The following is a 12,214-nucleotide window of genomic DNA, read 5'->3' on the forward strand; positions in this document are numbered from 1 at the left end:
CGTTCGGGCCCGGATTTGGCCTAGTGTCATTCCTTATGAGCGATGTTCTTGAATTGGCCGGCGTCAGCGTTGTCCGCGGCAGTAAGAAGCTGCTGGACACGGTGGATTGGCAGGTCAGGGAGGGTGAGCGCTGGGTGGTGATGGGCCCCAACGGCGCGGGCAAGACCACACTGCTGCAGATCGCCGGCGCACGGATCCACCCCACCAGCGGTATTGCCGGCATTCTCGACGAGGTTCTGGGTGCCGTTGATGTCTTTGAACTGCGTCCACGGATCGGCCTGGCATCCGCGGCACTGGTGGCCCAGATTCCCGGGCATGAAAAGGTGCTGGACGTGGTGGTCACGGCCTCATACGGGGTCACCGGGCGCTGGCGTGAGCAGTATGAACGCGCGGACGAGCGCCGTGCATTCGCGCTGCTGGAGGCTTGGGGCATGTCCACGTTCATGAACCGCACATTTGCCTCGCTCAGCGAGGGTGAACGCAAACGCGTGCAGATAGCCCGGGCTCTGATGAGTGATCCGGAGCTGCTGCTGCTGGACGAGCCGGCAGCGGGACTGGACCTGGGCGGCCGGGAGGACCTCGTTTACCGGCTCAGCGGGCTCGCCGCAGACCGGGCTGCCCCCGCCGTCGTCCTGGTTACCCACCATCTGGAGGAAGTGCCTCCCGGGTTCACCCACGCGCTCCTGCTGCGTGATGGGACTGTGGTGGCGCAAGGTCCGCTGGCCCAGGTGCTGACCGAAGACAACCTGACTGCGACCTTCGGCCTGCCGCTAAAGGTCAGCAGCCAGGACGGGCGGTACTCCGCGACCGCCCGATAGGCGCCCTGCTCCGCCCCGCAATCCGCACTGCTCCGCCCGCCATCCGCACTGCTCCGCCCCGCAATCCGCACTGCTCCGCCCGCCAGCCCTGCTCCGCTCGATAGGACCCCTTCCCGTGGAACCTCTGCACGCCGTCTTCATTCTGCTCGGCGGGCTGTGGGCCGGCACCATCAATTCGGTGGTTGGTTCCGGGACACTGGTGACTTTCCCCATCCTGATAGCCCTTGGCTACGCGCCGGTGATGGCCACCGTCAGCAATGCCATGGGGCTGATCGCCGGCGGGGTCTCCGGCGTCCTCGGTTACCGCCGCGAACTGGCCGGCATGCGCACAAACCTCCTGCGGCTGCTGCCGGCCTCACTGTTGGGTGGCATCACCGGTGCTTTTCTGCTGTTGCACCTGCCCGAGAGCGTCTTCGGCGTCGTTGCGCCCTTTCTGATCGTGTTGGCGCTGGGGATGGTGATCCTGCAGCCGAATCTGCAGCGCTGGGTGAAGAGGCGCGCGGAAGCGAACGACGGCGTGCCGCACCGCTCGCACACGATCGTCATGACGGCGCTGGTCTACTTCGCCGGGGTGTACGGCGGATATTTTGTCGCGGCCCAGGGCATCCTGCTGGTGGGGATTCTGGGGATCTTCATGACCGGAACGCTGCAGAACGCCAATGCGGTGAAGAACGTTCTCTCCTTGGCGGTAAACCTTATTGCCGCCGTCTCCTATCTGCTCTTTGCCCCTGATCGGATCATCTGGGCGGTCGTCGGCCTGATCGCCGTCAGCTCACTGATCGGCGGTTTCGTCGGCTCGCGGATCGGGCGCCGACTCTCCCCGCTGGTGCTGAGGCTGGTCATCGTCACCCTGGGCACGGTGGCGCTGTATTTTATGGTCGCCAAACTCGTGGCGCCGCATTGATGGACGAGAACCCAGTGGCGCCACAATGATCATTGAACTTCACGACGCCGGGGATCCGCGCGTGGCCGACTACACCGAGCTGACCGACGTCCAGCTCCGCAGGCTCCGGGAACCTGCGGAGGGCCTGTACATCGCGGAGGGACCGCGCGTGCTCCGCCGCGCACTGGCGGCCGGGCACCGGCCGCGCTCGTTCCTTATGGCACGTAAATGGCTTTCTGACCTGAACGACCTTCTGACCGCCTATCCGGGCGTCCCGGCTTTTGTCGGTAGTCCGGAACTCTTGGCGGACATCATCGGATTCAATCTGCACCGCGGGGCGCTGGCGGCCATGCACCGCCCGGATCCGGTGCCGGTTGCCAAGCTGCTCGCCGGGGCACGTCGTATTGCCGTGCTCGAGGACATCGTGGACCACACCAACCTCGGTGCCATTTTCCGCTCCGCGGCGGCCCTCGACGTGGACGCGGTGCTGATCAGCCCGCGGTGCGGCGATCCGTTGTACCGCAGGAGCATCCGCGTCAGTATGGGCACCGTGTTCCAGATCCCGTGGGCGCGCCTGGAGGATTTGCCGGCAGCCATCGTGATGCTCCGTGGACAGGGATTCGCCACCGCGGCCCTGGCCCTGACGGATGACTCGCTGACCATCGATCGCCTGGCGGATCGCAAATACGAACGGTTGGCCCTGATTCTCGGCACCGAAGGGGAGGGGCTCAGCGCCGCGACACTTGCCGCCGCGGACTGCGCCGTGCGGATTCCGATGGGCCGCGGCGTCGACTCCCTCAACGTCGCCGCCGCCGGCGCCGTGGCATTCTGGGCCTGCCGGCCCGCGCAGTGACCGCATTTGGGGATACTTCGGTGCGGCGCTAGTATGGAGTGCTGGTCCTCGTGGCCACCTGTTCTCATTCCGGCTGGCAAAATCCAGTCGACTACGCAAAGGCAAAACCGTGAAGACTAACACCCACCCGAAGTACGAAGCAGTCGTTTTCAACGATCTTGCTTCCGGCACGAAGTTCCTGACCCGTTCAACGGTCGGCTCCAGCAAGACCATCGAGTGGGAAGACGGCAACACCTACCCCATCATCGATGTCGAGATCTCCTCTGAGTCGCACCCGTTCTACACGGGCAAGCAGCGCATCATGGACAGCGCCGGGCGCGTGGAGCGCTTCAACGCCCGCTTTGCCGGTTTCGGTAAGAAGTAGTCTGTTCACCAGCCATACAGTTTCAAAGAGGGTCCGTGCCAGGGGGTGCGGACCCTTTTTGGCACCCGGGCGCGGGTTTGCCCCCTTTTGGCAGAATATGCCCGCGCTTGGCAAGATGATTCCATGGCACCTCAATTCCACGGCGCGTACAAAGTGCATGGCGGCAAACTGGTGGTGGCGGATTTTGACGTGGCCGGTGGGGTGCTGGCCAATGTGTCCATCAGTGGTGATTTTTTCCTCGAACCCGACGAAGCACTGACAGACATCAATGGCGCACTGAATGGCCAGGACGCTGCTGCTCCCGCGGCAGCGCTGGCTGCCGCCATTGACGCTGGGCTGCCCGCCGGCGTCGTCCTTTTCGGTTTTTCGGCTCAGGCCGTGGCCATGGCGGTCCGGCGCGCACTGGCCTTGGCGACCAGCTGGTCCGATCACCAATGGGATGTGGTCGGGCCGACCGTGCTGCCGACGGAGGTCAATGTGGCCCTGGACGAGGTGCTGACCGCGGAGGTCGGCGCCGGAAGACGCAACCCCACGTTGCGGTTCTGGGACTGGCAGGAACCGTCCGTGGTGATCGGCAGCTTCCAGTCGCTGCGCAACGAAATTGATCCAGCCGGGGTGGAGGAATACGGTATCAAAGTGGTGCGCAGGATCAGCGGTGGCGGGGCGATGTTCATGGAAGCCGGAAACTGCATCACCTACTCGCTGTACCTCCCGCAGAGTCTGGTCGATGGGTTGAGTTTTGCCGACTCATATCCGTTCCTGGACAGCTGGGTGATGGCGGCTCTCGAATCCCTGGGCATTAGAGCGTTCTATGTTCCGCTGAACGATATTGCCACGGAGCAGGGAAAAATCGGCGGTGCTGCGCAGAAGCGTCTCGCCAACGGGGGTATGCTTCACCACGTGACCATGTCGTACGATATCGACGCCGACAAGATGGTCAAGGTGCTGCGGATCGGTAAGGAAAAGCTGTCCGATAAGGGCACGACGTCGGCAAAAAAGCGGGTGGATCCGCTGCGCCGCCAGACCGGGGTGACCCGCGAGGAAATCATCTCGCGCATGATGTCGACCTTCACCGAACGCTATGGAGCGAAGGCCTCGGAACTGACCAGTGAGGAACTCGCGGAGGCGCGCGCCCGGGTCGGCACCAAGTTCGGAACCGCGCAGTGGCTCGAGCGCGTCCCTTGACGAGCCGACCAGGACAGGCCCTGCCGGCACGAGGCAGACCAGGCGCCGGGAAGCCTGTCGTGGATGAGCCGCGTGGGACGGAAGCACTCGTCAGCACGGCGGTGCGGGATCTGCCGACCGGTTCCTTTGCGTTCGTGATGGCCACCGGAATCGTTTCGACAGCGTTCTCCATCGTTGGCTGGGCCTTGCCGTCGCTGATCCTGCTGATCATTGCCGTCGGTGCGTTGGTCATTCTAGCCATCATCGGCGTCTGGCGTTTCGCGGCGTACCGCGCGGAGGTTCTGCTCGATGCGCGGAACCCGGCCCGCGCCTTCGGCTTCTTCACGATGGTGGCCGCGATCAACGTCGTGGGCATCCGGATGTACTCACCGCAGGCACCGACCGCGACCGTCGTTTTGGCGGTGTTGAGTGTGCCCCTGTGGCTGCTGTTCACGTACGGGCTGCCGGGTAACCTCATGCTCCGCCCGCTGGCCGGTCCCGTGGCGACGAAAGTGGACGGCAGCTGGTTCCTCTGGGTCGTGGGCACCCAATCGGTCGCGACGGCCGCCGCCATCATCGGGGCAGGCGTCCGAAGCCACGCGTTGGCGGCGGTGGCCGTCGCGTTGTGGGGTATCGGCGTCCTGTTGTACCTGATGCTGGCAACCCTGGTCACCCTGCGGCTGTTGACCGTCCCCAGCAAGCCCAACAGTTTCACGCCGTCGTACTGGATCTACATGGGCGCCACCGCCATCACCGTTCTGGCCGGGTCCCGGATTCTGCTGCTGCCGCAGGATCTGCCGATCATGGCCGCGACGGCGGGCGTCGTCTCCGGCCTGACGTATATATTGTGGGCCTTCGGGGCATGGTGGGTACCGCTGCTGGTGCTCTTCGGCCTTTGGCGCCACGTCATCCACCGCGAACCGGCGCGTTACGAGGCGGGCCTATGGAGCATCGTCTTCCCGCTGGGCATGTATTCGGTGGCCAGCATGCATTTCGGCACGGTGGCCCGGCTGCCGTTGCTGGTGGGTATCGGCGAAGCCGGCACCTGGATCGCCGGGATCGCCTGGCTCGTCGTGGCGGCCGCTATGGTTTATGCCGGTTGCGCCCGGCTTCTTGGACGCGGAGGGCGCGCAGCAAATGATCGCGCTGCTCGAGGATGATCCGGCGCAGCGCCGCCGGGGCGTGGTCATTGGCCGTCAACCACCGATCGGTTCGCAGGACCACGGGGTGCTGCAGCGGGGCCTGGCTGCTGCCGGCATGCTGCTCCGCTGAATCCTGCACGGCCATGTCCTGCGCAGCGGGATACAGGCCGCGGACGATCCGGCTGGACAGTTCGATACTCCTGGCCGCCCAAACGTCCGCAATCATGTCAAAGTAGCGCTCCACAAAGGGTGCCAGCAGTTCCGGCGGTGCCAGCATGAACCCGTCGATGGCCGCACTCAGGAGCGTATTGGACAGCCCCGTTTCCAGCACCGCTTCGCGCCATACCTGCTCCTTGACCTCAGCCAGCGGGCGGGCGCTCATCGCCTTACGGTGACCGGCTTGGGCTGAGCTGGAAGGATCGCGGGCCAACTCGGCATCGAGCTCGGATGCGGTCGCATTCCCGGTGGCGGCCAGCGCCAGCCACAGGCTCCAGCGCAGCTCCGAGTCCGGCGTCGGCCCACTGACCGGGAGCCCGGTTCCGTCGACCCGGATTCCACTGACGGGGAGCCCACTGATGGGGACCGGATCTGCAGTGGCGTTGCCCTCGAGCAGCCCCCTGCTCAACGGACCGGCTTCCGGGATGTTCTCCCCGAGCGCGGCGAGGCTCCGCACCAAGACCAGCTGGTGGTCGGATCCGGGTACGGCCACCCGCAACCCATCGACGACGGCGGCGAGCAGTTCCCGGCGGCCGCCGTCGCGGTCCTCGGCTGGGAAGTAGCGCTGCACGGCAAAGCGGGCGTTCTCCAGCAGCGACGCCAGTACACCCACGTCCCCTTCCTCCGGCGCGAAACGTCGGACGGCGCCGACGTAGTCCATGGCCGGCAGGACGGCGTCCCGCGCCGCGTTCCACAGCGCCGACCAGCAGAGGGTCCGCGCCATGGGGTCCGTCAGTCTATCCAGCCGGGCGAGGACCATCGCTTCCGATACCGTGTCAAGACACACCTTGGCGTACGTCAGGTCTTCATCATTGATCAGCAGCAGTGCCGGCTGCGGTTTCCCGGCCAGACCGGGCACCTGCGTGACCGTACCGCAGACATCGAGCCGGACGCTGTCCGTGCGGACCAAGTTGCCGGAGTCGTCGAAGTTGTACAGACCGATTTTCAAGAGATGTGGGCGGGTCTGTTCGTCGCCGCTCACCGGGTCCACGGCATCCTGGACGATCCACACGTCCGTCAGCACGCCGTCGTCGGCCGTCACTTTGGCACTCAGGGTGGAAACCCCCGATGTCTGCAGCCACTGCCCGGCCCACGCGCGCAGATCCCTGCCGGAAGCGGCACTCAGCGCCACCAGCAGATCCGCCAGCGAGGTATTGGAGAACTCGTGGTCCCGGAAATACTGCCGCGCGCCGGCCGTGAACGCCGGGAAGCCGACATACGCCACGAGCTGTTTGAGCACGGAGGCACCCTTGGCATAGGTGATGCCGTCAAAATTCTGCTTCGCCGCTTCCAGATCCCGGATATCAGCCACGATCGGATGGGTGCTGGGCAACTGATCCTGCACATAGGCCCACCCCTTGCGCCGGTTGGCAAAAAGGATCCATGACTTGTCCCGCCACGGCGTTACCTCGGAAACCGCCAAGGTGCCCATAAAGTCGGCGAAGGATTCCTTGAGCCACAGGTCGTCCCACCAGAACATCGTGACCAGGTCGCCGAACCACATGTGCGCCATCTCATGCATGATCGTGTTGGCGCGCAGCTGATGCTGGGTGTCGGTGGCCCGGGAGGTGAAGACGTAGTTGTCCGTAAACGTCACCAGGCCTGGGTTTTCCATCGCGCCCAGGTTGTATTCCGGCACGAAGGCCTGGTCATATTTGCCGAACGGGTAGGGGTAGTCGAAGAGATCATTAAAATATGTCAGGCCGACTTTGGTGACGGCAAAGATTTCCGCGGTGTCGAAGCTGTCCGCGATGGAGGCCCGGCAATAGGCCGCGAGCGGGACCTCCAGGCCGAAACGCTCGTGGCGCCAGCTCTCCTGCGCCCTGAAGTACGGGCCCGCCAGAATGGTGGTGATGTAGGTGGAGATGGGCAACGTGGGGGCGAAGTCCCAGCGGCTGGCCGCGGGATCACCGCTGACCGGTGTGCGGGCCTGTTCCGTGCCGTTGGATGCCACTTTCCAGTCCGACGGCGCACTGACGTGAAATGTGAACGGCGCCTTGAGATCCGGCTGCTCAAAGTTGGCGAAGACGCGGCGGGCGTCGGCGGGCTCGTACTGCGTGTACAGATACGTCTTGCCGTCAACCGGGTCGACAAACCGGTGCAGGCCTTCACCGCTGCGCGAATACAGGGCCCTGGCGGTGACGATGACCTCATTGTCCGCGAGCAGGCCCGGGAGCCTGATCCGGGCCCCGTCGACGACGTCGACCGGCGGCAGTTCCGTGCCGTTGAGATTCACCGAGACCACCTCGGAGCCGATGAAATCCAGGAACGTTTCCGCACCCGCCGTCGCCGCGGTGAATCTGATGACACTGCGGGTGCCAAAACCTTGAGCAGCTGGGTCCTCGGCGTTTCTGAGGTCGACCTGGACATCGTAGCTGCGGACGGAGATCAGGGCAGAGCGCAGGGCCGCTTCATCGCGGCGCAGATTCTGGTTGGGCATCCGTCCATTCAATCATGGAGACCCGATCCGTCCCTTTGCACTGCTGCGGGAGACGGGACCGCCGTGCTGATCGTCCCCTGCCGAGGGTGCGTCAGTGAAAGCCGGCCATCAGCCGGACCGCGCCATACCCCAGCGCAGCGATCAGCAGCCAGGCGCACAGCGCCATGCCGGAGGCGCGGAGCCCGGTGTGCAGCAACTCGCGGATCCGCACCGAGGACCCCAGCCCGAACAGCGCCCCGCCCAGCGTCACGTCCTGGAGGAAATTGCCCAGCTCCAGGCCCGGGGGAGAGACCCAACCCAGGGTGCGCAAGGCGATGGTCAGCAGAAAGCCGAGGACGAACAACGGTACTACCGGCGGAAATTTCACCGCAGGGGCGGGACCGGCGGAGTCCGCATCGAGCGCGGCAGCTGCGGCGGGGCGGCTGGCACCGGTGGTCGTGTTTGAGTTGCGGGGAAGTGAGGCCCTGCGGTCCGCGGTGCTGATCCGTCGGTTGTGGGCACGGCGCTCGAGCACACCGGCCGTGGCCACCATCGGGGCCAGTAGCAGCACGCGCGTCAGTTTGATGACAATGGCGGCGCTGAGCGCAACGGTACCGGCCGTCTGGGCCGTGGCCACGACCTGGCCGACATCATGGACCGACGCTCCTACCCACCGGCCGAATCCGAGGGGGTCAAGCCCGAGCGGATTCATCAGCAGGGGAAGGACCCCGATGGCCAGTGTGCCGCAGAGGGTCACAAGGGCCACCGGGAGAACGGTCTCCTGATGCCTTGTACCCTTCACCGCGGCCATGGCGCCGATCGCGGATGCGCCGCAAATGGAGAATCCGGTGGCGATCAGCAGCGGTGCGTCCCCGGCAAGCCGGAAGAGTTTGCCCAGCCAGTACGTCCCCGCGAAGCTCAACAACACCACGGCCACCACCAGGGCCGCCGTAATCCAGCCCAGGGCGAGCACATCGCCGAGGCTCAGCTTCAGGCCCAGCAACACGATGCCGGCGCGCATCAGGTGCTTGCCGGCAAAATGCAGGCCCGGCCGCAGCACTCCGGACACGAGCGTTGAGCTGCCCGGCAGGTTTGCCGCCAGGATCCCGAGCACAACGGCAACTGTCATGGCGGGAAGGGAGGGCAACACGACGTGGACCAGGAGGGCCAGGCCAACAGCGGCCAGCGCGGCCACGAGTCCCGGTGCCAGCCGCTTCACTGTTGCGGCGGCGGCAGAGGAGGGCATGTATGCCACTTTGCCTTATACCGGGCCACCGAGCCAAAACCGTGCCGGCCGCCGCGCGGACCACCTGCCGGCGGCGGACCATATGCTCACCGCGGACCAGCTGCCGACCGCGCGGACCACCGCGGGCTGATCCGCGGAGTGCGGGCTACCAGCTGGCCGGTTTGTAGTCCTTCAGGAACACACCATACTGGTCGTCGCCGGATTCCCCGCGCACAATCGGGTCATAAACCCGCGCCGCCCCGTCCACCAGGTCCAGCGGGGCGTGGAAGCCTTCTTCCGCCAGCCTGACCTTGGTGTAATGCGGCCGCTCATCGGTGATCCACCCGGTATCCACCGCGGTCATCAGGATTCCGTCCGTATCCAGCATTTCCTGGGCGCTGGTGCGGGTCATCATGTTGAGGGCTGCCTTGGCCATGTTCGTGTGCGGATGGCCCGGTCCCTTGTAGGCCCGTGAAAACTGGCCCTCCATGGCCGACACATTCACGATGTATTTACGGTGCGCTTCCGAGCGGCGCATGGCCGGCCGGAGACGGGATACCAGCAGGAACGGGGCTGTAACATTGCACAACTGCACCTCCAGCATCTCCAATGGATCCACTTGGTCGACCACCTGCGTCCAGCTGTTGATGCTGTCCTTGTCCGGCACCAGACCACCGGCGTCGATTGCCGTGCCAGCCTCCATCCGTGCCAGTGAAGCCGATCCGACCGAGAGGGCAAGCGCACTGATTTCATCCCCGGCCAGCACCGGATGCTCCAGCACCTGGCTGGCCAGGGCCAGCGGATGTTTGTCGTGGGCATGGCCGAAGGTGACCAGTTCCGGCATCGGACGATCTGTTGGCAGAGGCTCCAGTTCGGCGTCGGTCAAGGGTTTGTAGGCGTTGCCTGACCGGCGGACGGTCTGTGCCGCGTTGTTGATAATAATGTCCATTGGGCCGGCTTCGTTCAGCGAATCGGTCAGGGCGATGACCTGCGCCGGATCGCGCAGATCGATGCCGACGATCCTGAGCCGGTGCAGCCAGTCCGCGCTGTCCTCCATCTCGGCAAAACGGCGTGCGGCATCCTTGGGGAACCGCGTCGTGATCGTGGTGTGGGCGCCGTCGCGGAGCAGCCGCAGGGCAATATACATACCGATCTTGGCCCGGCCGCCGGTCAGCAGTGCGCGGCGACCGGTCAGATCCGTGCGGGCGTCCCGCTTTCCGTGGCTGAACGCGGCGCACTCCGGACACAGCTGGTGATAGAACGCATCCACCCGCGTGTAATGCTGCTTACAGATGTAGCATGCACGGGAGCGGATCAGTGTGCCCGCCACTTCCCCGGTCGCCGAGGCCGTGAGCTTATTGCCGCGGGTTTCGTCGTCAATCCGGTCCGGAGCCGCCGTCGCCGTCTGTGCCAGCACGGCACGGTCCGCCTCGTTGACGGCGTCGCGCTTGACGACCCGGCGGTGCCGTTTGACCGCCTTGAACATCTTGCCCGTGGCGCGGCGCACCTGGACATAATCAGGGTGCTCCTCGTCGTAGACGTGGATGGCGTTCAGTACTTTCAGGCAGGACGCTATGTCTTGGGGAGTCAGGATGGGGGCAGTCACCCCAGCAATTTTACAGGCTTCGGCCTTTGTCCCCAGCACGGACGGCGTGCAGGTAGTTTTCCGAGACTTTTTCCACCGATTCCAGGACCTCGGGCCAACCTGCCGCCGCGATCTGGACCGCCTCCGGAATAGCGGCGGCTGCCTCCCGCGCCATCTCCCGCTCATGATCGTCCGGCTCGGGGACATGCTGACCCTTACTCAGGACCGTCAGGCCGGATTCGGTGACCGTGTAACCGCGGCTGCGGTCAAGCTCGTGATTCAGTCCGATCGTTGCCCCGGCGGGGACCCGGACGTTCTTGTCCAGAATGGCCCGTTTGACCACCGCACCGGCTCCGACGGATACCCTGTCCATCAGGACCGAATGGGCCACGCGGGCCCCGGTGCCGACGTACACCTCGTGCGCCAGCACGGAATGTTCCACAATGCCGCCCGAAATCACCACACCACTGGAGACGATGGAGTCCATGGCAAGGCCAACGGCGTTCTGCTCGCCCCGGACAAATTTCGCCGGCGGGGCAATGTTCTGCCGGGTATGGATGGGCCAGTCCATGTTGTACAGATTAAACACCGGCAGCGGCGAAATCAGGTCCATTTGCGCGTCGTAGTAGGAATCGAGGGTCCCCACATCGCGCCAGTAGGTGCGGTCACGGTCGGTAGCGCCGGGGATGTTATTGGTGGTGAAGTCGTAGACGAAGGCTTCCCCGCGGTCCACGAAGTACGGAACGATGTCGCCGCCCATATCGTGCTTCGTGTCCAGGCGTTGGGCGTCACGGTGCAAGGCTTCGACCAGTGCATCTGTGTCAAAGACGTAGTTGCCCATGGACGCCAGGAACTGCGTGGGATCATCGGCCAGTCCCGGCGTCGTCGCGGGCTTCTCCACGAAGGCGGAGATCCGATGGGCAGGGTTCCCTGCAGGGCTTTGGCCGTCCACTTCGATGACGCCGAACTGATCTGCCATGGAGAGCGGCTGGCGCACCGCCGCCACGGTCGCCTTGGCCCCCGATGCGATATGGCTGCGCACCATCTGCTCGAAGTCCATCCGGTACACGTGATCCGCACCGACCACGGCAACAATATCCGGTTCCGCATCGTAGATCAGGTTCAGCGACTGGTAGATGGCATTGGCGCTGCCCAGAAACCAGCTCTTGCCGACCCGCTGCTGCGCGGGCACTGACGCCACGTAATTGCCCAGTTGGGTGGACATCCGCCAAGTCTCGGAAATGTGCCGGTCAAGGCTGTGCGATTTGTACTGCGTGAGGACCACGATTTTCAAATACCCGGAATTGACCAGATTTGAAATCGCGAAGTCCACCAGCCGGAAGCTGCCAGCGAACGGCACGGCCGGCTTTGCCCGGTCGGCGGTCAGCGGCATCAACCTCTTGCCTTCGCCGCCGGCCAGAACAATTGCCAGAACCTTTTTCATTACCACTTCGCAACCCCCAACATTATCGCCAAAATGCAAATATGCCCCGGAACCAACCCGGTGATCTTCACACTAGATCAAAAGCTCCGTGACCGGCTACC

The 12,214-nt window shown here is 64.7% G+C and carries 10 protein-coding genes; 6 read left to right on the forward strand and 4 right to left on the reverse strand.

Going from position 1 to position 12,214, the window contains the following annotated elements:
• Positions 1-35 precede the first annotated feature (35 nt).
• The 6 genes from QMG52_RS11655 (at position 36) to QMG52_RS11680 (ending at position 5,242) form a co-directional block, all read left to right on the forward strand.
• Positions 36-818, forward strand: coding sequence for an ABC transporter ATP-binding protein (locus tag QMG52_RS11655; protein ID WP_283560572.1), 783 nt, complete (start codon positions 36-38; stop codon positions 816-818).
• Between the two features lie 115 nt (positions 819-933).
• Positions 934-1,722, forward strand: coding sequence for a sulfite exporter TauE/SafE family protein (locus QMG52_RS11660; RefSeq protein WP_283560573.1), 789 nt, complete (start codon positions 934-936; stop codon positions 1,720-1,722).
• A 25-nt stretch (positions 1,723-1,747) separates the two neighbouring features.
• On the forward strand, positions 1,748-2,554 hold the full coding sequence (locus QMG52_RS11665) for a TrmH family RNA methyltransferase (protein ID WP_283560574.1): 807 nt from the start codon (positions 1,748-1,750) through the stop codon (positions 2,552-2,554).
• Between the two features lie 109 nt (positions 2,555-2,663).
• Positions 2,664-2,918, forward strand: coding sequence for a type B 50S ribosomal protein L31 (locus QMG52_RS11670; RefSeq protein WP_196396553.1), 255 nt, complete (start codon positions 2,664-2,666; stop codon positions 2,916-2,918).
• Between the two features lie 123 nt (positions 2,919-3,041).
• Complete coding sequence (gene lplAB, locus QMG52_RS11675; protein WP_283560575.1) at positions 3,042-4,103, forward strand: lipoate-protein ligase LplAB; 1,062 nt, start codon at positions 3,042-3,044, stop codon at positions 4,101-4,103.
• A 59-nt stretch (positions 4,104-4,162) separates the two neighbouring features.
• A complete protein-coding gene (locus QMG52_RS11680) occupies positions 4,163-5,242 on the forward strand; it encodes a tellurite resistance/C4-dicarboxylate transporter family protein (protein ID WP_283560576.1) in 1,080 nt (359 codons plus the stop codon).
• Here QMG52_RS11680 and pepN read toward each other — a convergent pair.
• The 4 genes from pepN to glgC form a co-directional block, all read right to left on the reverse strand.
• Entirely contained in the window at positions 5,166-7,880 is a 2,715-nt protein-coding gene (gene pepN, locus QMG52_RS11685; RefSeq protein ID WP_283560577.1) for an aminopeptidase N, read from the reverse strand. The genes QMG52_RS11680 and pepN overlap by 77 nt on opposite strands.
• A 91-nt stretch (positions 7,881-7,971) precedes the next feature.
• Positions 7,972-9,105 carry a YeiH family protein gene (locus QMG52_RS11690; protein WP_283560578.1) on the reverse strand — a complete coding sequence of 378 codons (1,134 nt, stop codon included), beginning with the start codon at positions 9,103-9,105 and terminating at the stop codon, positions 7,972-7,974.
• Between the two features lie 145 nt (positions 9,106-9,250).
• Complete coding sequence (locus QMG52_RS11695) at positions 9,251-10,690, reverse strand: SDR family NAD(P)-dependent oxidoreductase (protein WP_283560579.1); 1,440 nt, start codon at positions 10,688-10,690, stop codon at positions 9,251-9,253.
• A 10-nt stretch (positions 10,691-10,700) separates the two neighbouring features.
• Entirely contained in the window at positions 10,701-12,113 is a 1,413-nt protein-coding gene (gene glgC / locus QMG52_RS11700; protein ID WP_283560580.1) for a glucose-1-phosphate adenylyltransferase, read from the reverse strand.
• Positions 12,114-12,214: the final 101 nt, after the last annotated feature.

Origin of the sequence: Paenarthrobacter sp. PH39-S1, from assembly GCF_030063245.1 — a bacterium.
Classification (GTDB): Bacteria; Actinomycetota; Actinomycetes; order Actinomycetales; family Micrococcaceae; genus Arthrobacter_M.